Annotated in this window: 8 protein-coding genes and 1 pseudogene; 4 read left to right on the forward strand and 5 right to left on the reverse strand. The window is 70.8% G+C overall.

Features of this window, described 5'->3' with window-relative positions; all coding sequences use genetic code 11:
- The first annotated feature begins 2 nt into the window (after positions 1-2).
- The 4 genes from G1C96_RS05550 (at position 3) to G1C96_RS05565 (ending at position 10,029) form a co-directional block, all read left to right on the forward strand.
- Positions 3-1,070 carry an HhH-GPD family protein gene (locus tag G1C96_RS05550; protein WP_417852173.1) on the forward strand — a complete coding sequence of 356 codons (1,068 nt, stop codon included), beginning with the start codon at positions 3-5 and terminating at the stop codon, positions 1,068-1,070.
- A gap of 319 nt (positions 1,071-1,389) precedes the next feature.
- A complete protein-coding gene (locus G1C96_RS05555; RefSeq protein ID WP_169275658.1) occupies positions 1,390-2,001 on the forward strand; it encodes a hypothetical protein in 612 nt (203 codons plus the stop codon).
- A gap of 210 nt (positions 2,002-2,211) precedes the next feature.
- A complete protein-coding gene (gene rpoB, locus G1C96_RS05560) occupies positions 2,212-5,754 on the forward strand; it encodes a DNA-directed RNA polymerase subunit beta (RefSeq protein WP_169275659.1) in 3,543 nt (1,180 codons plus the stop codon).
- Between the two features lie 93 nt (positions 5,755-5,847).
- Positions 5,848-10,029 carry a DNA-directed RNA polymerase subunit beta' gene (locus tag G1C96_RS05565; protein ID WP_169275660.1) on the forward strand — a complete coding sequence of 1,394 codons (4,182 nt, stop codon included), beginning with the start codon at positions 5,848-5,850 and terminating at the stop codon, positions 10,027-10,029.
- An 825-nt stretch (positions 10,030-10,854) separates the two neighbouring features.
- Here the strand turns inward: G1C96_RS05565 and G1C96_RS10445 are convergent.
- The 5 genes and pseudogenes from G1C96_RS10445 to G1C96_RS05595 form a co-directional block, all read right to left on the reverse strand.
- Positions 10,855-12,588 (reverse strand): annotated as a pseudogene (locus G1C96_RS10445) (transglutaminase-like domain-containing protein); the annotation flags it as partial.
- Positions 12,585-13,847, reverse strand: a complete 1,263-nt coding sequence (locus G1C96_RS05580; protein WP_169275662.1) for a DUF58 domain-containing protein — start codon at positions 13,845-13,847, stop codon at positions 12,585-12,587. The gene G1C96_RS05580 and the pseudogene G1C96_RS10445, both read right to left, overlap by 4 nt.
- A 199-nt stretch (positions 13,848-14,046) precedes the next feature.
- On the reverse strand, positions 14,047-15,036 hold the full coding sequence (locus G1C96_RS05585; protein ID WP_240945122.1) for an AAA family ATPase: 990 nt from the start codon (positions 15,034-15,036) through the stop codon (positions 14,047-14,049).
- A 515-nt stretch (positions 15,037-15,551) separates the two neighbouring features.
- Positions 15,552-21,716: a fibronectin type III domain-containing protein gene (locus tag G1C96_RS05590; RefSeq protein WP_169275663.1), complete on the reverse strand. Its 6,165-nt coding sequence runs from the start codon at positions 21,714-21,716 to the stop codon at positions 15,552-15,554.
- A 300-nt stretch (positions 21,717-22,016) separates the two neighbouring features.
- A complete protein-coding gene (locus tag G1C96_RS05595; protein WP_169275664.1) occupies positions 22,017-23,117 on the reverse strand; it encodes a serine/threonine-protein kinase in 1,101 nt (366 codons plus the stop codon).
- Positions 23,118-23,150 lie beyond the last annotated feature (33 nt).

Below are 23,150 nucleotides of genomic sequence, written 5' to 3' on the forward strand. Positions count from 1 at the left end.
AAATGCTAAGAATATGGACGATGAACGACACCAGGGAACGCTCGACGGGCAACGGCCCGGGGAATCGCGTCGACGCCGTGCGCGCCGATCGGACGCACGTCGCGTCTCATGATCCGTCGGTCTCCGACGCGGTGCATGCCGGCGTCGTCGAGCATGAAGACGTCGAACGCGGCGCCGTCGAATCCCATGCCGCGGCCGTGGCCGAATCCCTGGGCGCATGGTGGCGCGCCAACGCGCGCGACCTGCCATGGCGCTTCGGACGCGCCACCTCGTGGGGCGTGCTCGTCTCCGAGGTCATGAGCCAGCAGACGCAGATGAGCCGCGTGGTGCCGTACTGGACCGCGTGGATGGACCGCTGGCCGGATGCGCGTGCGCTCGCCGCGGCGCCGAAGGCCGACGTGATCACCGCGTGGGGGCGACTCGGCTATCCGCGTCGTGCGCTGCGCCTGCAGGAGTGCGCGCGCGTGGTGGCGGAGTCGTGCGGCGACGTGCTGCCGCGCACCTACGAGGAGCTCACGGCGCTGCCCGGCATCGGCGACTATACGGCGTCCGCGGTGATGAGCTTCGCGTACGGCGAGCGGATCGCGGTGATCGACACCAACATCCGGCGCGTGCTGAGCCGCGTGCTGACCGGCGTGGAGTCGCGCGGCGGCGCGGCGTCCCCGGCGGAGCGCGCGTTGGCGGCTCGCGCGTTGCCGCGCGACGCGGCCTCCTCGGTGCTGTGGAACCAGTCGGTCATGGAGCTGGGCGCGCTGGTGTGCACGGCCAAGGCGCCGGCGTGCGACGCGTGCCCGGTCGCCGACTGTTGCGCGTTTCTGGCCGCGGGACGCCCCGGACTGGGGGAGCGCCGCACCCGCCCGCGGCAGCGGTTCGCAGGCACCGACCGCCAGGTGCGCGGCATTGTGCTCGACGCGCTGCGGCATCTGCCGCCGGAGGCGACCACGCTCGACCGTGCCGCGGCGCGTGCGCTGTGGAAGGATCGCGCGCAGCTCGACGCGTGCATCGCCAGTCTGGACGACGACGGTCTCATCGAGATGCTGCCGGACGGGTCGCTGCGTCTGCCGCGGTGAGCGGGGCATGGAAGGTGCGGCCGGCGTGCCGGTGATGCGAGCTGGCGTATCCGGACGCGGGTCGGCGTGCCGGTGATGCGCACGCGGCGGCGGCCGCATGCGGCGGTGACGCGGACGGTCCGGCCGTCGGCGGCGCGCGTGCCGCATGTGCGTGGCGTCGTGGGATGCGCCGCGTGACATGCCGCGTGAGGTGACGCGCGGCGTGCGTGGTGTGGCGCGTGATGTGCACAACCGGTGGGAGTGCCGCCATGCGCGGCGCGGCAGGACGGCGTGGCCGTAGACTGGAGTGGTTATGGCCACGGGTAAGAAGAAACGCAGGATGTCCCCCGCGAAGCGACGCATGTACAGGCGCCGCCGCATCGTCGCGGGCATTGCGCTCGTGGTGGTCCTGTGCCTGTGCGGCGCGCTGATCTGGGGCGTCGGCAAGGGCGTGACGTCGTTCTACACGTGGCTGCATCGCGCGGACATCAACGCCGTGAGCCGTTCCGCCGTGCCCACCGCGCGCAAGACGTCCGGCGTGCCGAACTGCTCGTCGTCCGACGTGACGCTCTCGCTCTCGTCCTCCGCCGCAACGCTGCCCGTGGGCGGGTCGATCGACTTCACCGCCACCGTCACCTACACCGGCTCGAACCAGTGCCTCATCAACGTGTCCAGCGCCAACCGCGTGCTCACCGTCACCAGCAGCGACCAGACGGTCTACCACTCCGACGTGTGCCCCGCCAACGCCCGCATGCTGCTGCTCGGGCGCGCCGCGGAACTCAAGGAGAACAGCCAGAAGATCACGTGGGGCGCCAACTCCAACGCCTCCGACACCGAATGCCGGCAGGATTCCGAGCTGCCCAAGGTGGCGCGCGGCACCTACGTGGCCCGTCTGAGCCTCAAGAACGCGCCGGACGTGCGGTCCGAACCCGTCACCATCGAGGTGCAGTAGCGGGGCGGACGCGTCGCATGCATGCGACGCGCTGGAGCCGGCGTGTCCTTGACGCGACACGCCGACGCTGCTAGAATATTGACTTCGCGTGAAGTGTGTCATATGGCGGGCATGCGTCATGGGGGAAGCGCCCGCCGAAGCATATGGTGGCTCGCGGGCGTGTTCCGGGGAAAAGCACCACAATCGATTAGCGAGCGAAGGACCAAACTTTTGGCTACCACCACTTACGCACGCGCCGACGAGCATGACATCAAGCTCCACAAGGCGCCGAACCGCGTGAACTTCGGCTCCATCAAGGAGCCCATCGACGTCCCCTACCTGCTGGGCGTCCAGACCGACAGCTTCGATTGGCTCATCGGCAACGAGCGCTGGAAGGCGCGCGTGGAGGAGGACCTCAAGAACGGCACCAACACCGTGCCGCACACCTCCGGCCTCGACGAGGTCTTCGAGGAGATCTCTCCGATCGAGAACTTCGCCCAGACCATGTCCCTGACCTTCTCCGACCCGTACTTCGAGGAGCCGCGCCACACGGTCCAGGAGTGCAAGGAGAAGGACTACACCTATTCCGCGCCGCTGTACGTGAACGCCGAGTTCGAGAACGGCGACACCGGCGAGATCAAGTCCCAGACCGTGTTCATGGGCGACTTCCCGCTGCAGACCCCGCACGGCACGTTCATCATCGGCGGCACCGAGCGAGTCATCGTCTCCCAGCTCGTGCGCTCCCCGGGCGTGTACTTCGACCGTCAGCAGGACCGCACGTCCGACAAGGAAGTCTTCGGCGCGAAGATCATCCCGTCCCGCGGCGCCTGGCTCGAGTTCGAGATCGACAAGCGCGACGTGCTCGGCGTGCGCGTGGACCGCAAGCGCAAGCAGTCCGCGATCGTCTTCCTCATGGCCATCGGCATGACCAAGCCGCAGATCGCCGAGGCGTTCGAGGGCTACCCGCTGGTGCTCGACGCCCTGGAGAAGGAGACCATCGCCACGCAGGACGAGGCCCTGACGGACCTGTACCGCAAGATCCGCCCGTCCGACACCGCCACCCCGGAGGCCGGCCGCAACCTGCTCGACTCCTTCTACTTCAACACCAAGCGCTACGACCTGGCGCGCGTCGGCCGCTACAAGATCAACCGCAAGCTCGGTCTCGAGGCGGACTACAACGAGCGCTCCCTGCAGCGCGAGGACATCATCGCCACCATCAAGTACCTCGTCACCCTGCACGCCGGCGACAAGACGTTCCCGGGCAGGCGCAACGGCGAGGACGTCGAGCTGCGCGTGGACGTGGACGACATCGACCACTTCGGCAACCGCCGCATCCGTCAGGTCGGCGAGCTGATCCAGAACCAGCTGCGCACCGGCCTGAGCCGCATGGAGCGCGTGGTGCGCGAGCGCATGACCACGCAGGACGCCGAGGCCATCACCCCGCAGTCCCTGATCAACATCCGCCCGGTGAACGCCACCATCAAGGAGTTCTTCGGCACCTCGCAGCTCTCCCAGTTCATGGACCAGAACAACCCGCTGGCCGGCGTGACCAACAAGCGCCGTCTGTCCGCTCTGGGCCCCGGCGGTCTGTCCCGCGACCGCGCCTCCATGGAGGTGCGCGACGTGCACCCGTCCCACTTCGGCCGCATGTGCCCGATCGAGTCCCCCGAAGGCCCGAACATCGGTCTGATCGGCTCGCTCGCGACGTTCGGCCGCGTCAACCCGTTCGGCTTCATCGAGACCCCGTACCGCAAGGTCGTGGACGGCCACGTGACCGACGACGTCGAGTACATGACCGCCGACCGCGATCTGGACCACGTGATCGCCCAGGCGAACCAGAAGCTCGACAAGGACGGCAACTTCGTGGAGACCACCGCCCTTGCCCGAGTGGGCGAGGACGAGGCGGTCGATGTGTCCGTCGACTCCGTCGACTACATGGACGTCTCCCCGCGCCAGATGGTCTCCATCGGCGCGTCCCTGATCCCGTTCCTGGAGCACGACGAGGGCCACCGAGCGCTGATGGGCACCAACATGCAGCGTCAGGCCGTGCCGCTGATCGAGTCCGAGCGCCCGCTCGTGGGCACCGGCTCCGAGTGGCGCGTGGCGTACGACTCCGGCGACGTCGTGATCGCGGAGAAGGACGGCGTCGTGACCTACGTGTCCGGCGACATGATCCGCGTCATGAACGACGACGGCACCACGTCCAGCTACAAGCTGTACAAGTTCCAGCGCTCCAACCAGACCACCTGCTACAACCAGCGTCCGCTGGTCAAGGACGGCGAGCGCGTGGAGAAGGGCTCCGTCCTGGCGGACGGCCCGGCCATCGACAACGGCGACATCGCCCTGGGCAAGAACCTGCTCATCGCGTTCATGCCGTGGAACGGCTACAACTACGAGGACGCCGTGATCATCTCGCAGCGTCTCGTGCAGGACGACACCCTGTCCTCCATCCACATCGAGGAGTACGAGATCGACGCCCGCGAGACCAAGCTGGGCGCCGAGGAGATCACCCGCGACCTGCCGAACGTCGGCGAGGACGCCGTGGCCAACCTCGACGAGCGCGGCATCATCCGCATCGGCGCCGAGGTGGAGGCCGGCGACATCCTGGTCGGCAAGGTCACCCCGAAGGGCGAGACCGAGCTGACCCCGGAGGAGCGCCTGCTGCGCGCCATCTTCGGCGAGAAGTCCCGCGAGGTGCGCGACACCTCCCTGCGCGTGCCGCACGGCGAGACCGGCACCGTCATCTCCGTCAAGGAGATCACCCGCGAAGACGCCGAGGAGGACGGCGACGAGCTGCCCAACGGCGTCAACCAGGTCATCCGCGTGTACATCGCGCAGCACCGCAAGATCACCGTGGGCGACAAGCTCTCCGGCCGTCACGGCAACAAGGGCTGCATCTCTCGCATCCTGCCCGAGGAGGACATGCCGTTCCTGGCGGACGGCACCCCCGTCGACATCATGCTCAACCCGCTGGGCGTGCCTTCGCGAATGAACCTCGGCCAGGTGCTCGAACTGCACCTCGGCTGGATCGCGCACGCCGGCTGGGACATCAGCCTCGACCCGGATCTGGAAGCCGAGTGGAAGAAGTACGTGCCGGCCGGCGCCGAGAAGGGCGAGCCGGGCACCCCGGTGGCCACCCCGGTGTTCGACGGCGTGCGCCCCGAGGTGATCCAGGGTCTGCTCAAGAGCACCCTGCCGGATCGCGACGGCAACAAGCTCGTGGGCGAGGACGGCAAGACCGTGCTGTTCGACGGCCGCACCGGCGAGCCGTTCGGCAAGCCGATCTCCGTGGGCTACATGTACATGCTGAAGCTCCACCACCTCGTGGACGACAAGATCCACGCCCGCTCCACCGGCCCGTACTCGATGATCACCCAGCAGCCGCTGGGCGGCAAGGCGCAGTTCGGCGGCCAGCGCTTCGGCGAGATGGAGGTGTGGGCCCTCGAGGCCTACGGCGCCGCGTACACGCTGCACGAGATGATGACCACCAAGTCCGACGACGTGGACGGCCGCGTGCGCGTCTACGGCGCGATCGTCAAGGGCGACAACCTGCCGCCCGCAGGCATCCCCGAGTCGTTCAAGGTGCTCCTCAAGGAAATGCAGTCCCTGTCCCTGAACGTCGAGGTGCTCAACGCGGAAGGCGAGGCCATCGACATGAAGGACGAGGACGACGATCCCGCCTCCTCCGCCAGCGATCTCGGCTTCAACATCGGCGCCCGCCCGGACGCCGCCGCGAAGGCCGATCAGGCGGCCCCCGAACCCGAATACCGCTGAACCTCCACGGTACGACCCCGCGGAACCGCATGATGCGTGCGGTTCCGCGGCATCCGCGCAACATAGCAAGATTTTCGAAAGACAGGACAAACAGTGCTGGACGTCAACGCATTTGACAAACTGAGGATCGGCCTGGCCACCGCCGACGACATCCGCGGCTGGAGCCACGGCGAGGTCAAGAAGCCCGAGACCATCAACTACCGCACCCTGAAGCCGGAGAAGGACGGTCTGTTCGGCGAGCAGATCTTCGGCCCCACCCGCGACTGGGAGTGCGCCTGCGGCAAGTACAAGCGCGTGCGCTTCAAGGGCATCGTGTGCGAGCGCTGCGGCGTCGAGGTGACCCGCAGCCGCGTGCGCCGCGAGCGCATGGGCCACATCGAGCTGGCCGCCCCCGTCACCCACATCTGGTTCTTCAAGGGCGTGCCGAGCCGCCTCGGCTACCTGCTGGACATCGCGCCGAAGGACCTGGAGAAGGTCATCTACTTCGCCGCCTACATGGTCACCAAGGTGGACGAGGAGCAGCGCCACCAGGACCTGCCGGACCTGCAGGAGGAGTTCGACCACGAGATCGAGCACATGGCCAAGCGCCGTGACAACGAGATCGAGGATCGCGCCAAGAAGGTCGAGGAGGATCTGGCGACCCTCGAGGCCGAAGGCGAGGCGAAGGGCCCGGCCCGCGCCAAGCTGCGCAACTCCGCCGAGCGCGACATGGCGGCCATCCGCCAGCGCTACGACGACCAGATCCAGCGCCTCAACGCCGTGTGGGACCGTTTCAAGTCCCTCAAGCCCGGCGACATGGAGGGCGACGTGGACCTGTGGCGCGAGATGGAGGACCGCTACGGCGACTACTTCGAGGGCTGCATGGGCGCCGAGGCGATCAAGAAGCGCCTGCAGGACTTCGACCTCGAGGCCGCGTCCAAGCAGCTGCGCGAGGAGATCGAGACCGGCTCCGGCCAGCGCAAGGCCCGCGCGCTCAAGCGTCTGAAGGTCGTCAACGCGTTCCTGTCCACCGGCAACAAGCCGGAGGCCATGGTGCTCGACGTGATCCCGGTCATCCCGCCGGACCTGCGCCCGATGGTGCAGCTCGACGGCGGCCGCTTCGCGACCTCCGACCTCAACGACCTGTACCGCCGCGTGATCAACCGCAACAACCGACTCAAGCGACTCATCGAGCTCGGCGCCCCGGAGATCATGCTCAACAACGAGAAGCGCATGCTGCAGGAGGCCGTCGACTCCCTGTTCGACAACGGCCGCCGCGGCCGCCCGGTCACCGGCGCGTCCAACCGCCCGCTCAAGTCCCTGTCCGACATGCTCAAGGGCAAGCAGGGCCGCTTCCGCCAGAACCTGCTCGGCAAGCGCGTCGACTACTCCGGCCGTTCCGTGATCGTGGTGGGCCCGTCCCTGCGCATGCACCAGTGCGGCGTCCCGAAGCCGATGGCGCTCGAGCTGTTCAAGCCGTTCGTCATCAAGCGTCTCGTGGACCTCAACTACGCGCAGAACATGAAGAGCGCCAAGCGTCTCGTGGACCGCGGCGACTCCGAGGTGTGGGGTGTGCTCGAGGAGGTCATCGCCGAGCATCCCGTGCTGCTGAACCGTGCGCCTACGCTGCACCGTCTGGGCATCCAGGCCTTCGAGCCGATCCTGGTGGAGGGCAAGGCCATCCACCTGCCGCCGCTGGCCTGCGCCGCCTTCAACGCCGACTTCGACGGCGACCAGATGGCCATCCATCTGCCGCTGTCCGCCGAGGCCCAGGCCGAGGCCCGCTCGCTGATGATGGCGTCCGACAACATCCTGAAGCCCGCCGACGGCCACACCGTGACCATGCCGTCCCAGGACATGATCCTGGGCCTGTACTGGCTGTCCACCGTGATCGACGGCGCCAAGGGCCAGGGCCGCGTGTTCTCCTCGCTGGAGGAGGCCGAGATGGCGCTCGACCGCCATGAGATCGACATGCAGGCCAAGGTGCTCATCCGCCTGCCCAAGGACTTCGTCCTGCCGGAGGGCTGGGAGCCGGGCGACCTGAACGTCGTCGACCCGGAGCCGGGCAGCCCCGAGGTCGTGCACGAGGAGCGCTTCCACGACGGCACCGTGCTGTTCGCCACCTCCTACGGCCGCATGCTGTTCAACGAGACCCTGCCGGTCGACTACCCGTTCGTCAACGAGCAGGTGGGCAAGAAGCGCCTGTCCAAGATCGTCGACGACATCGCGACCCGCTACTCCACCGCCCAGGTGGCCGCCTCGCTGGACGCCCTGAAGGACATGGGCTTCACCCGCGCGCCGTGGTCCGGCGTGTCCTTCGCGTTCTCCGACGTCATCGAGCCGGCCGAGCGCAACGAGCTCGTCGCCAAGTACGAGGACGAGGCCGCCACGGTCAACGAGAACTACGAGATGGGTCTCATGACCGAGGAGGAGCGCCGCCAGGAGCTCATCGACCTGTGGACCAAGTGCACCGCCGAGGTGTCCGAGGCCGTGGAGCGCGACTTCGACGCCAAGAACAACCTCGCCATCATCGTGCAGTCCGGCGCACGAGGAAACATGATGCAGATCAACCAGATCGCAGGCATGCGAGGCCTCGTGGCCAACCCGAAGGGCGAGATCATCCCCCGACCGGTGAAGTCCAACTACCGCGACGGCCTGTCCGTACTGGAGTACTTCATCTCGCAGCACGGCGCCCGCAAGGGTCTGGCCGATACCGCACTGCGTACCGCCGAGTCGGGCTACCTGACCCGTCGTCTGGTGGACGTGTCCCAGGACGTCATCGTGCGCGAGGAGGACTGCGGCACCAAGCGCGGCCTGACCATCAAGGTGGCCGAGCGCGACGAGAACGGCAATCTGGTGCTCGTCAAGGCCGCCGACGGCGGCCCGTACTCCCGTCTGCTCGCGGCCGACGTGATCGACCCGGCCGACGGCACCACCGTGCTCTACAAGCGCGACGACGCCCTGTCCATGGACGTGCTGCGCGACCTCGTGGCCCACGGCGTCGAGGACGTGAAGTGCCGTTCCGTGCTGACCTGCGAGTCCAAGCGCGGCGTGTGCGCCAAGTGCTACGGCTGGTCGCTGGCCACCAACAAGCTGGTGGACGTCGGCGAGGCCGTGGGCATCGTGGCCGCCCAGTCCATCGGCGAGCCCGGCACCCAGCTGACGCTGCGTTCCTTCCACTCCGGCGGCGTCGCCTCGGCCTCCGATATCACCCAGGGTCTTCCCCGTGTGACGGAGCTCTTCGAGGCCCGTACGCCTAAGGGCGAGGCCCCGATCGCCGAGTTCCCCGGCACCGTGAAGGTGGAGGACACCGACCGCGGCCGTCAGGTGGTGCTCACCCCGGACGACCAGAGCGTCGAGCCGATCACCTACCCGGTGACCCGCCGCGCGCCGCTCATGGTCAAGGACGGCGACCACGTGGAGGCCGGACGCCAGCTCATCGAGGGTTCCGTGGATCCCAAGAAGATCCTGCGCATCCTCGGCCCGCGCGCCGCCCAGGTGAACATCGTGGAGGAGGTGCACACCGTGTACCGCTCCCAGGGCGTGGACATCCACGACAAGCACATCGAGGTCATCGTGCACCAGATGCTGCGCCGCATCACCGTGATCGACTCCGGCGACACCGACCTGCTGCCGGGCGAGCTCGTGGACCAGGCGCGCTTCAAGGAGGCGAACAAGGAGGCCGTGCTCAAGGGCGGCAAGCCCGCCGCCGGCCGTCCGGAGCTCATGGGCATCACCAAGGCGTCGCTGGCCACCGACTCGTGGCTGTCCGCCGCCTCGTTCCAGGAGACCACCCGCGTGCTTACCGAGGCCGCCCTGAGCCAGAAGGTCGACGACCTCAAGGGCCTCAAGGAGAACGTCATCATCGGTAAGCTCATCCCGGCCGGCACGGGCCTCGCCCGCTACCGCAACGCCGTGGTGGAGCCCGACAAGGCCATCCGCGACACCATCTACCCGAACTTCGGTCTGGGTGGTGACGACGTGGCCGGCGACGTGGACCTCTCCGACGCCGATCTGGGCGATGTGGACTTCTCCAACATCGACTTCGGCGACCTGAAGCTCGGCGACGACTTCAACCCGGACGACTTCCTCAACGACCAGGGCGGCCAGGCCCATCTGGGCGACATCGACCTGGGCGATGCGTTCGGCGCTGACGACGCCTCCGACGCGTTCGGATCCGCCGATGCGGCTTCCAGCGCCGACGACGACGCGGCCGGTACCGACGCCTCCGACGCCGGTGCAGCCGACGATCAGGGCGACGACCAGAACGACGGCGACCAGTCCGACCAGCAGTGAGCGGACCCGGGTTCCCGCGCGCGGCAAGCGCGCATGAGCCCATGACGCGACTGCGCTGACGAGATGGCGGTTCTTCCCCGAGAACGGGGGAGGGCCGCCATTCGCGTATGCGGGGCGGCGCGGCACAAAGGGCGGCACCGCCCCGGCGAGCGACAGTCTGGCCCGCCACCGTGCGGGCGTGCTCAGCGCGGCGAGCATGGCGCCGCGCACATGATCCACGCGTTTCCAGTACGAGCGCGCCTGTTCCTCCCCGGCTTCGGCTTCGGGCCCGGTTCCGTCCCGATCTCCGGATCCGGGCATGGATGCGGCTCCGGACCGGGCCGAGAACGCGGCGCGGTCGGCCTGGCGCCCCAGATCCCGCAGTGTTTCGGTGCCGATGCCGAACCGTTCGGCGATGGCGTCCGCCTGACGCCGCGTGGTGCCGTGCACGGTTACGCCGCACTGACGGGCCAGCGACAGCACCGACCGCCATCCGTTGGCGATGACGGTCCTCGGACCGCCTCGTCGCCGCGCGCGTGCCAGCAGCCACGCCTTCCACGCCAGAATGGCGGTCGCGGCCAGCAGCGGCATCCAGAGTGGACTGCCGTACAGCGCGACGGCCCCGGCCGCGGTCGCGACGGCCCGCCACGTGCCGTCGCCGGCGTTCTCGGACGATGGGGCGTCGGCGTCGTCGCCTCCGGCCGCGCCCGCGCTGACCTCCGCATCTCTGTGCCGCGGCGGATCGGTGAGCGGCATCGAGGGCTGACGGACCACCGGCCGCGGCGTCGTGGGCGCGGCCGGCATGGACTGCGGCGTATGCGTCTCCTTGGGCGTGGGACGGAACGCCACCCATCCGTACCCCTGCAGGTTGATCTCCGTCCAGGCGTCGATGTCGTTGCCGGTGAACGTGACGAGCGTGGAACCGTCCGGCTGCGTCTCGGTCCGCTCCGGCGTGGGTAGACCGTCGTCGTCCTTCGGCACGAAGCCGACGGCCACGCGTGCCGGCAGGCCGAGCTCGCGCGCGGCGAGCGCCATGGCCGAGGCATACTGTTCGCCGTCCCCCACCATCATGCCGTCGCCCAGCAGCCGCTCGATCCGGTAGACGCCGTGTCCGGTCGCGGACGGATGGTCCCCGGGCAGCCCGTGCGAGAAGCGGCCCTGTTCGCGGAAATGGTCGGCGAGCGCCAGCGCGGCCTCGCCGTCGGTGGCGGCGCCTCCCGCCACCGCCACGGCCATCGAGGCGACGGCTGCGGGCATGCGCGTCACCTCCGGCTGGCGGACCGGAGCGGCCTGCGTACGCGCGATGTCCTCGCGGCCGGGCTCTGCGGGCATCGACCCGTGTTCGACGTAGGACAGCCCCGCTCGCAGACCGGTCTGTAGGATGACCGTGTCCGCGCGGGCGCTGGCGTACAGCGAACCGGCGTCGGAGTCGCTGCCGAACCGCAGCGAATCGGCTCGGCCCGCAAGCGGCAGCCAGAAACCGGACAGGCCGTCGTGCACGGTGAACGTGGCGGTGAAGGTCCCGGCCCGGTCTCCCGCGTCGGGATCGGGCGGGGACGCATCGTCGTCGGCCCACAGCGCGGGGCCGACGCGCCGGAAACCGTCGGCGGCGTCGTCCGCCCCGATGCCGGCGCAGTTCCACACCACACCGTCGAAGACGTCCAGCGTGGCCAGATGGATCGCCGCGCCCGCCGGCAGACCCCGGACCGTGACCAGCGGATCGTCGCGATGATTGCCGAGCATGGCACGCATCGCGCTGAGCGGACTCGACACGGATTGGTCGAACGGCGGAGGATCATACCGGTCGCGCAACGTCACCCTCTGCCGTCCGCCATCCGCCGCGAAACCCGTGGCGACGGCGGCGACGGCCACGGCGATGACGCAGAGCGTCGCCAGCGTGCGCAGGCGCCTGGCCGACGGGGCGCCGCCTCGTTCCTCGCGCGAGACGCCATGGCGCCACGCGCGCCAGCACAGGACGAGCAACGTCAGGGCGATGCCCGTCGGCGCGGGCAGGAACCCCGAGGTGTCTCCGAGCGTCGCCGACGCGGCGAATCCGGCCGCCAATGCGACGGGAACGGACGCGGAAACCGGTCCGCGGTTCCGCATCGCACCGGAGCAGACGGCGTACGCGGTCAGCAACGCCACGGTCCAGACCACCATCGTCGCGCCGCCGGCCGCGCCTACGGGCGGTTCCATGGCGACGAACGCCCTGAACGATCCCAGCGCGGCACGCAACGGAACGCCGTCCCGCACGGGGGCTTCCGGGAACGCCGCCAGAGGGCCGGCAAGACAGACGCAGACCGTCAGCAGCGCGGCGCAGACCCATGCCCGCCGACGCGAGGGGACGGCATCGGGCCGCGACGCATGCGCCAGCGCGGCGATGCCCGCTCCGAGCGTCGCCGCCGGGACCGCACCCGCGGCCCATGCGCCGACGGAGCCGTAGACGGGCAGCAGCGGCGCGGCGGCCAGCAGCGTGACCGTGACGGAGAGCATCGCGTTGACGAGTACGACGACCGCGCGGCGGAATGCGACGTGCGGCGTGCGGCGGAGCATGTGGCGCTTGGTTCGATGACTCGTCATGACGCCTCCTCCGATGCCGTGGAACGCCCGCCGGCGGCCGGCACGTACGCGTGCGACGCTCCCGGATCGCCGTGCGCGCGGAGCAGCGCGGGCAACTGGGACAGGGCACCGACGATGGTCACGCGAACACCGCCGTGCCGCCGCAGATCGCCGTCGGCGCCGAGACTGACCTGCAGCACCTCGACGTCACCCGTGCGCCGTGCCGCGCATGCCATGCCGCCGTTGCCGGATGCGACGGCCGCGCGGATGTCGTCGTCCGAGGCACGCGAACCGACTACGATCAGCCGTCGCGATGCGTGTGCCGTCATCGCCGACGCGGACGTCGCCGTTGCCGTGGGCGACGTCATTGCCGCGGGTTGCGCGCTCGCCACGGGTTGCATGACCGTCATGGGCTGCGCGGTCGATTCCCATGCCACGTCGGGCACGCCGTGCCGGGACGATCGGGTCTCCGGCCGGATGCCGCTGCATTCGTCCAGAAACGTCTGCACGTGCCGGGCGCCGGATCTCGGCATGACGGGCCGTGCGCCGCCGACTCGTGCGACGAGCACGCGGTCGTGCGTCAGACACTGCACGCCCAGAGAGGCGTAGACAGACACGGCGAGCTCGAATTCCTCCGCGGACACATACCTGCGGAGGTCGGTGGATAGCTCCAGCAGCATGTCGGCGCGCTGCGAGGCCCGGTACCGGCGGACCATGATCCGCCCGGTCCTGGCGCTCGCCGGCCAGTGCACCCTTCTCGGGTCGTCGCCGGGGCGGGCTTCGTCCAGGCCATGGAACTCGATGTCGTCGGGCACCACCGGACCGCACGGCACGCCGTCCAGATCCCGCGGCGGGCCGGAATCCGGTTCGGGAAGCCGCACGATCTCCGGATGCACGTAGACGGCGATGGCCCGGGAGAGCCGTCGCTCACGGTCGACCAGCCCCAACGGATCGCCCCGATGCACGGTGGCCGGTCCCAGCCGCAGCACCTCGCGTCGGGCGGCGACGACCTCGCCTCGGACGGACCGCGCCGCCCGCGCGGCAAGCGGCGGAACGGGGATATGGTGCATCCCGTCGCCGAGAGGCATCGCGACGGTCGTCCCGGAGGTTCGGGATCCGCCGAGGTTGCGGATCACCAGAGTGAACCGGACCGGCTCGCCTGCGCGCACCCGGTGGGATTCCGCCGAGACGTCGACGTCGAGGCGATCGCCGCCCGCCGCCAGCGCGCAGGAGCAGACCAGCAGCGTGATGAGCGTCGTGCCGCAGGCGAGCAGCTCCACCCAGCCGGTCGGCGGGAACGCCGCCAGACATGCGACGCCCCACGCTGCCGCGGCGCGTCCCGTCGCGGTCAGACCGGAGGCCGTGGCGGCGTTCGCGACGGCCCGCGCGACAGTTGCGGCGGTGGTCGCGATGGCGGGCACGCTAGCGGGCACGCTAGCGGACACGGTGGCAGGCATGCTGGGGCGGCGGATGAGGTCGTCATATCCGGTCATGCCGTGTCTCCCCTCGCGAGGAACCGGCGCCGCGTGACTCCGGCACCGGCACGGTCACGAGCGCATCCGCCACCACCGTGTCCTGCGGGACGCCGGCGAACACGGCGCGGTCGGTGAGTCGGAACCGGTGGGCGAGCACCGGCACTGCCATGTCCGCCACGTCGTCGGGCACCAGATAGTCCCGGCCGTCGGCCGCCGCGGCCACCCGGGCGCAACGCATCAACGCCAGCGCGCCGCGGATCGACGGGCCGGAGGCCACGCGTTCGTCCCCGCGCAGCACCTCCGTCAGCCGCACGGCATATTCGCCGATGCGGGAGTCCGCATGCAGCCGTCCGGCGAACAGCGCCATGTCGTTCAGATCCCGGCCGCTCAGCACGGGCGTCAGCATGCCCGCGCGGTCTCGGACGCCGCCGTCGCGCATGATCGCCAGACTCGCCTCGTGCCCCGGATGCCCGAGGGCGGTGCGGATGAGGAAACGGTCCAGCTGAGCCTCTGGCAGCCGGTAGGTGCCCAGCTGGTCCGAAGGGTTCTGCGTGGCGATGACGGCGAACGGGCACGGCACGGCATGCCGCACGCCGTCCACCGTGACCGCGTCCTCCTCCATCACCTCCAGCAGCGCCGACTGGGTCTTGGGGGAGGCGCGGTTGATCTCGTCGGCGAGCACGATCGAGGCGAACACCGGTCCGCGGCGGAACGAGAAGGTTCCGCCGGCCCGATCGTAGACGGTGGTGCCGGTCACGTCGCCGGGCAGCAGGTCCGCCGTGAACTGGATGCGGCTGAACGATACGGCCAACGACCGGGCGATCGCGCGCGCGAGCTGCGTCTTGCCCGTGCCCGGCTCATCCTCCAGCAGCACATGCCCGCCCGCGATGACCGCGATCAGACACCGGCGGATCGCCTCGTCCTTGCCCACGATCGCCGACGCCACGGTGCGGGCAAGGAGCCGGAACCGTTCGCGGAAGACGGCGGCGGTCATGACGCCGCCCGGTTCCGACGCCGACGGTTCCGACGCGGGGTTCCGCGCCGATGTGTTCCGCACGGGCATGGCACATACGGTCGCGTCCGTCACGTGCGTCGCGTCGTCCGCATCCGTCGCATGCGCGCTCGTGGCTACCGCACCGCCCAGAAGCGTCGCGTCGTCGAATGTATCCCCGAAGGCATCGTCGGTCATGTCCCCGAAGGGCAGATCGACACCGTGCGGTTCCCCGATGCACAGGTCTCCGGCGCGAGATTCCATCGTGCGGTCCATCGTGCGGTCCATTGTGCGGTCGAGGTTCCGCGTGGCATCCGAGTAATGCGTCGCGTCGTCGCGCATTACCATGGTGTCACGCAGTACTGTGCCATCGCGTATAACCGTGGCGTCGCGCATGATCGTTGCGTCGTCGATGGACGGTCGGCCCGCACGCGCGGTGCCGGCGGCGCGCGCATGACCTGCATGACGGGCCGGGACGGTCGGACCGTGCGCGCGGTGCTCCAGCCAGAGGTCGGCGCTCATGGCGTGCCTCCTTTCCCGCCCGCGAGGGAACCGGACGCAGCGAATGGCGATGCGGCAGACGACGATGCGGCGAACGATGACGCGACGAACGGCGACGCGTTCGGGACGAACGTGAACGGCGGGCGCATCGCCGGCATGTACAGCGTCGCCGCGTCGTGGGCGCGGCCCGGACCTTCGGAGGCGGAACGCGGATCGGCGGCCGCGCGCAGTCCGGTCACGATCTCGTCTCCGGTCGCGGCGTCGAGCGCGGGATCCACGCCGATCACCGTCAGCCGCCAGACGTACCGCGGGGCCGCGGGAACCGCGTTGGCGCCCAGCGCGATGGCGGTCGTGCCCGGCCTCCACGGCACGATGACGCCGTTGACGCTCAACACGTACTGCCGGACGGGCTGTCCGAAGGTCTCCGTCGTGCCATGCTCCACTCTGATGACGTCCGGGTCGCTGGGATCCCAGCGCAGCCGCATGTCCGCGTCGATGACCGCCGCGGTCCGGTACACGTACTGCCCGGACGCCTCCGCCGCGGCACCCCACGCCCCGTCGAGTCCCTGTCTCACCGTCGCCCTGCCGCACCGCTGCCAGGGTGCGAGCGTGAACGTCGCGGAGCCGTCCGTCGCGTCGACGACGCGCGCCCCCAGGCTGTCCACCTGCACTTCGACGGAGTCGGCTCGGCCTCTGCGCGTCCAGCGCACGGTGCAGCGGTCGTCCGCGCCGCTGACGCGCACGTCGGAGGGCACGCCGATCTCGTGAGCGAGCTCGGGCTCGAGCGAGGCGGATGCCGTGACGGCCCCGACCGCGGCGGACGGGATCACCGTCGCGGTGACGGTCAGCCGTCTGCCCAGATCTCCGGCGCCTACGGTGAAGTCGGCGGTCGCGTGTCGCCCGCCGTCCGGAGCCGCGCTCTGCGGACAGTCCAGCCGTTGCTCGACGGCGCCCGCGAGCATGATCGCCGCACAGCCGGCGTTGCGCATGTCTCCCGGCGTCACCGTGACGCGGACCGTTCGTCCGCCGGACTGCCGCGTCAGCGCCACGACGGGCGGATCCGGCGCGGACCATGGGGCGACGGGGCCGCTCGGCGCGCTCTCCTCGCCGTCGCCCGCCGCGTTGTGCGCGCGGACCGTGACCGTGAACCGCACGCCGTCCGCGATCGAGGCGCGCGGCACCGCGAAGTCCACCGACGTGCCGGGCGTCTGCACGGTGGCCGTCAGCCCGTTGGAGCCGCGCAGCGTCGCCGTGTACCGGTCCGGCGGCGTGCCTTCATAGACCGGCGGGTCCCAGGCGGCGTGCACCGATTCCCTGCCGGCCGTCGCGGACACCGCGCCCACGGCTGAGGGAGGCCGGTCCGGGCGCACCTCGACGGCGTTCGACGGATCGGACCACCCCACCGCGTTGAGGGCCAGCACGGTGAAGACGTACGTGCGGCCGTTGGCCAGACCGTCGATCCTGCAGACGGTGGACAGCCCGCATGACCGGCTGCCGCCCTCGTAGTCGACGCGGTATTCCGTGACGGGACTGCCGTTGTGGGCGCCCGGCGTGAACCGCAGCGTGACCGTGCCGTCGGTCGGCGTCTCGGTGACCGGGGACAGCAGCGGGGCGTCGGGCCGGTCGCTGACCGTGACCGTGAACGCGCCCGTCACATGGCGTGCGGGGTCTCGCGTGCCGTCCGCGACGGTGACGGTCACGACGGCCGTCATGACCCGCGCCGAGGACGGGACCGTCAACGTCAGCGTGGAGCCGTCATTCGCCCATTCCAGATGCGGCGCGGCGTCGTCGGAGACGTTGGCGGACGAGGCGCCGACGATGGCGAGCGGCGCGTCCGGGAAGGGGTTGTAGGCATGCAGGCCGATGTCGATCGCGACCGTCTCGCCGGCCCTCGCCTGTACGTCGGCCGGCGTGATGCGCGCCAACGGCCGCGTGGAGGCCACCACCCGCACCATGATCCCGGAGGTCAGCGTGCCCGCGCCGTAGTCGATGATGAACGGCACGGAGACCAGCGTGCCGGGGGTCGCGTCCCGCCGCGCGCTCACGGTCAGACGCCCGCTTCGGTCGACGCCGGCGGTCACCGGTCCGTCCAGTCCCTCGGAACCGTAGACGTAGCCGTCTGCTCCGTCCGTGCCGTCTGCTCCGTTCGCGTCCGCCCCGGACGTCCGCGTCAGCTCGGCCAGCGAGATCACCTGCGCGGGCTCGCCCGCCGCCACGTCGACGACGCCGGAGGAGAAGCTCGGAGGGGCGGTCTCTTCGCCGATCACGGTGATCGGCAGCGTGAGCACCGCGGAGTTGACGATGCGCGGCGCTCGCGGCGATCCGGACGGGTCCGGGGACGTCGCGCCGGAGTCCGCGTCGGCCGCGTCTGTGCCGATCCCGCCAGCGCCGATCCCGCCGGTGCCGATCCTATCCGTGGGGATTTCGGCTGCGGTGACCTCGTCGGTGGCGGTGAACGTGATCGACGCGGGTCCCGCGTATCGGGCGGGCGCGGAGAACCGCAGCGTGTACGCGTCCACGTATGCGGCGCTGCCGTCCGATTTGGTGGCGCTCACCGATTCCGGCGAGGCGATGGCTGCGGTCTTGCCTGCGCCCACACGCACGTGGTCGGCCACGGGTATGACGATCGTCTCGCCGGACCGTACCTCGAGGCGTGGCGCCCGGGGGCGCAGCGTCGGCGGAAAGACGCCGTACGCGGGCACGTGGATGAACGCCGTCGCGGACAGCCCCGAGGCGACGTCGGTCACCGTGTAGGGCACGGCGAGCGGCCGGTCCGCCAGCGTGACGGTGACGGCGGTGGACGTCGCCCCGCCGCCTTCCATGCGGGCGAACGCCGCGGCCGACTCGTGCACGGCCACGACGAGCCGCCCCGCGTCTCCCGAGGATCCGGAGATCCACGGCGCGACATCCGCCGTCACGCTGCGCTTGTCGATGGTGGCCTCCGGGGCGATGCGTCCGTCCCTGGCCGTCGGAGGCTCGGGCGGGGCGTCGTCGCTGACGGTGACGGTCAGGACCGCGGAGTCGCTCATGCCGACGCCGTCGCGCACCGTGTACGCCACGTACGCGGTCCCCTCCGCGAGGGCGGTGAAGCGGATCGTGCCGCCGTCCGTCATTACGTCGGAGACGCCCCGCGCCTCGGGTGCGCCGTCCACGGTCAGCTCGGCGCCGTACGGGGCGATGTCGTTCGCCGTCACGTCCACGGAGGCGGCGGCTCCGGGACGCATCGTGACGGCGTCGTCGAGCGCGTGGACGCCGGTTGCCGCGGCGTCCGTTGCCGTCACGCCGACGCGGACGGTGCCCTGCGCGCGCTGGCCGGTCCAATCCTCCACGGCGTAGGTGAAGACGTCGGTGCCGGACGAATCCCGGTATGCCTCGTACAGCAGGCCGGTGGCGTCGGACCGGACGACGCGCCCGAGCTTGGGCGGCGTGGTGCCGAGCCCGGAGAGGACCACGTCGTCGCCGTCCGCGTCTATCCCCGTCAGCGGGATCTCCACGCGCACCGTGCCTCCGGCGACGATCCGGGCCTCCACGTCGCGCGGTTCCGGAGCGGGCTTCGCGTCGCCGTCCGCGGCGTGGACGACGAAGGATATCGTGCCCGACGCCGTGCCGCCGGATCCGTCCTCCACCGTGTACGTGACCGGGAACGTTCCGGCCTCGTCCGAGGCCTGATATCGCACGGCGCTTCCGGAGACGAACGTCAGCCCTCGGAACGCCGCGGGATCGTCCGGTTCGCCGCCGATCAGGCGCGGGACGGATCCGTGCGGCGCGAGGACGTGGTCGAGCACGTCCACGGAGACGACGCCGCCGGTGCGCACCGATGCGGTCGCGTCCCGCGCGACGAGCACGTCGGACCGCGGCGCCGACGGCGGATGCACCACGATCCCGCCCGTCGCCGTGCCGACGCCGTTGGCGACCGTATAGGTCACCATCAGCGGGCCGGACGGCATTGTGCGCGCGGTGACGACGACGTCGCGATGATCGCGCACGGCCACCTCGACGCCGTCGACCGTCGACTGCGCCGACGTGACCGCGAGCACGCCGCCGGACGGGTCCACGTCGTTGGCCAGCGGCTCCGCGGTCGCAGTCAACGCCAGGTCGAACAGCGCCACGTCATTCACGGCGACGGGCCGCCGCTCGCCGCCCGCATCCGCCGCCACGTCGACGCGCGCGACGCCCGCGGACTCGACCCCGCCCTGCGCGACCGTATAGGGCACGTAGTGCGTGCCCGGCGTCGCCGTGCGGAAATCGAAGGCGAGCGCCGAACCGTCCATGGCGGCCTCCGTGCCCTCGGGGGCGCGCACGTCGACCAGTCGCGGCTCGGATGCGCCGGAGCCGTGCACCGCGGAGCCGAGACGGACGGCGATGGTCTCGCCGGGTTCGGCGCTCGCGGACAGCGGGTCGATGCGCGCGGGCAGCGTGCCGGCGGGGTGCACCGAGACGTGCAGCTCGCCGGTGGCGTTCGCGCTGCCGTCGGACGCGGTCACGTCGATGATCATGCGGCCCGGCGCCATCGATCCGGCGTGGACGACGAGCCTGCCGTCGGCCCGCACGGAGACCGCGGCCTGCGTGGTGTTGCGGACCGCGGCGTCCGTCAGCGTGAGCGGGTCGCCTTCGGGGTCGTGCGCGCCGTCCAGGGCGTTGACGGTGAGCGTGCCGCTCTGCTCCACGTCGTATGCCGGCGGCGTCCCGTCCCATACGGGCGCGGCGTTGGTCGCGGCGTCGTGCAGCCGCAGGGCGACGGTCGCCGAGGAACGCCGCCCGCGTCCGTCGTCCACGTCGTAGGTGAAGGAGACCGTGCCGGGCCCTGCGCCGGAGGCGTCCAGCTGCAGGAACCGTCCGTCTCCCACGACGTCGACGTCCACCGCGGGGTCGGACGTGGCGCCGACGCGGACGATGCGCAGCACCGAGCAGTCGGTCTGCTCGTCGTTGCGCAGCACGTCGAGCACGCGCATGGCGCCCGCGCGGGCGTCCGGCTCGTCGTCCACGGCCATGATGCTCCCGGATTCCTGCGCGCAGGACTCCCCGAACTCGGGACGCGTGTCCGTCGCGCGTTCCGCGGTGTCGTCGTCCTCGGCGCGCTCCGCCCGCGCGTCGTCCCATGCGAGGTCGAATGCGTCGCCGCCGGCGTCGGGCTGCCATGCGGCTCCGGTGACGACGTCGTTGAGCACCACGATCCGGTGGTTGACGCGAAACGTCGGCACGGCGGTGGCGGTCATCCCGTTGAGCGTGGAGAGGGGGAGTCGGTCGGCGGCGTCATTCCCCGCGACGTCTTCGGCATTCCCGGCGTCGCACAGACGCGCGAAGTTGTTCGCCTCCTGCGCCCATGCGGCGTAGACGCATCCGCCCACGGAGACCGGCACGGCCGGAGCGCCGGTTCCGGAGGTCGCGTGCGTCCGGATCCGCGCGCCGGCGAGGTCCACCACGGCCAGCGTGCCTTCTCCGGCGAGCGCCACCCAGCCGGACTGCCCGTCGTCCGCGGGAGGCAGTTGCGGCGACGGCGACGCGCCGGCGTCGACCCGCACGCTTCCCGAAGGCCAGACCGCCGTCCCCTCGGCCACGATCACCGGCACGCCGTCCACCACGGTGAGGAATCCGGCGTCCAGACGTTCGCCGCCGCTGAGCGAGCCGATCTCCCGCGCCGGTTCCGTCGGCCCGGCTCCGGACGGGAGCGAGAGCACCATGCCGTCCGCCGGCCGGTAGCCGTATGCCGTTCCGCGATGGTCCACCGCGATCAGCCCGCCTGCGCCGAGCGACATGCGCGCCGCGCCGCGCCTCGCCGCCATGGCGGACAGTGCGGAGGGATCCGAGGCGTCGGCCGTCCACACCTCGCCGGTGGCGTCGTCGAGCATGGCGGCCACGTTCCCGCCGAGCGCGACCGTCGCCGCGTCGGGGATGGGCGGCGCGTCGGTCATGTGCAGGGTCGCGGCGTCGATGCCGCCGAGGCGCGTTCCCGCCGTCATCAGCGTCACGTCGTCGTGCTGCAGCACGTCGAATCCGTGGGACGGCGCATCCACGCCGGCTTCGATCTGCGCCGCGCGGACGTTGAGCCGGGCGGCTTTGCGATCGACCTGCGAGGTGATCCAGACCGTGCCGTTGTCGAGCCGCACCTGACGGCGCACGACCGTCTCGGCGACGATCGCGCCGACGATCAGCCCCAGGACGAGCGTCAGGACGACGAGCATGGGAGACGGGCCGGCCGCGCGTCGGGGGATCCGACGGCGCCGGTCATCCGCGGCGCGTGCCGCGTGGCGTGGAGGTGTGCTGAATTTCATGCCCGCACGCTAACCGGGCGGGCCGCTCGGAGGGAAGCCGAACGGGGACATGTGGTCGAATGTGCCCTCGACACGCCGTGATCTCGGGCGTGTCGCGCTCGCATTCGACCACGGGACGGTGAGTTATCCACCGATTGTGGATAACTTTCGGGTCATGCGGAGGCCCTGATCGGTGGGGGATCGCTCGGCCCGGGGCCGCGGTCCGGAGCCTCACGGACTCGCGGTCGGGTAGCTCGGGCTTTCGTACAGCGAGGGACCCAGCGGCATATGCGGGGAGACTGGTGCGCCGGGGTCGGGTGGTGCCACGGCGATCATGCCGATCGTGGCGACCAGCGCGGCCGCGGCCGCCAGGGCGGCGAACGCGCCCTTCAGCGCGCCTCTCGTCGTGCCTTTCGGGGAGCCCGTCCGCGGACCCGTCTGCGCGCCCGTCGGCGCGCCCGTCGGCGAGTCTGCACCGGCCGCGGGCCGTGCGGGAAGCGCGGACAGTGCGGGGTGCCGCATGTGTGCCGACGCGTACGGCGTCCGATGCGGCGCTGATTGCGGCGTCGGTTGCGGCACCGGTCCCCGCGTCGGCTGCCGCGATGCACGGTCGTCGGCCGCATAGACGGACCGCATCTCCCGGAGCCGCTCTCCGAACGCCAGGGCCGTCGGGAAACGCCGGTCGGGATCGGGATCCATCGCGCGCCGCAACACGGTCCGCACGTCGCCGGGAATGGCCTCGGGGAGCATGCCTCCGTCCGGCGGACGCCCGGTCATCAGCGCGGCCAGCGTGGCGGCAAGCGCATAGCAGTCCGCGGCCTCGCTGCCGCCGGAACGCCCCTCCGTCACCTCCGGCGCGGCCCAGAGCGGCGACCATCCGGTGACGGCGCCGGAATCGTAGACTGTGGCCGCGATGCCGAAGTCCGCGAGTACGGGGCCGTGCTCGGTGATGAGCATGTTCGAGGGCTTGACGTCGCGGTGGACGATGCCCCGCGCATGCAGGGCGTGCAACGCGGAAGCCATGCGGACGCCCACGTCCAGGGCCTCGCCGGCGGCCAGCGTGACGCCGCGGCGCAGCAGGTCGGCGTAGCTGCCTCCCGCGGCGAATTCGAGGATCAGATACGGCGCTCCCGTTCCGAGGACGCCGGAGCCGAGGATCCGCAGCACGTGAGGGCTGTCCCGGACCGCCTCCATGAAGCGCGCCTCGCGGCGGAACCGTGCCATGGCGGCGGCGTCGGACATGCGCCCGGTCTTCACCGCGACCGGCCGCGCGGACCCGTCCCGCCTGCAGAGCGTCACGGTCGACGTGGGCGTGCGGGAGAGCGTGCGCATGGCGTCGCATCCGCGGGGCATGGGCGGATGGGC

The sequence above is a fragment of the Bifidobacterium moraviense genome (assembly GCF_012932365.1).
Classification (GTDB): Bacteria; Actinomycetota; Actinomycetes; order Actinomycetales; family Bifidobacteriaceae; genus Bifidobacterium; species Bifidobacterium moraviense.

Bases quoted from the DNA above. Each gene is read 5' to 3' on its own strand.
- G1C96_RS05550 (WP_417852173.1), top strand. From the start codon at position 3: ATGCTAAGAATATGGACGATGAACGACACCAGGGAACGCTCGACGGGC.
- G1C96_RS05555 (WP_169275658.1), top strand. From the start codon at position 1,390: ATGTCCCCCGCGAAGCGACGCATGTACAGGCGCCGCCGCATCGTCGCG.
- G1C96_RS05585 (WP_240945122.1), bottom strand. From the start codon at position 15,036: ATGACCGCCGCCGTCTTCCGCGAACGGTTCCGGCTCCTTGCCCGCACC.
- G1C96_RS05590 (WP_169275663.1), bottom strand. From the start codon at position 21,716: ATGCTCGTCGTCCTGACGCTCGTCCTGGGGCTGATCGTCGGCGCGATC.
- G1C96_RS05595 (WP_169275664.1), bottom strand. From the start codon at position 23,117: ATGCGCACGCTCTCCCGCACGCCCACGTCGACCGTGACGCTCTGCAGG.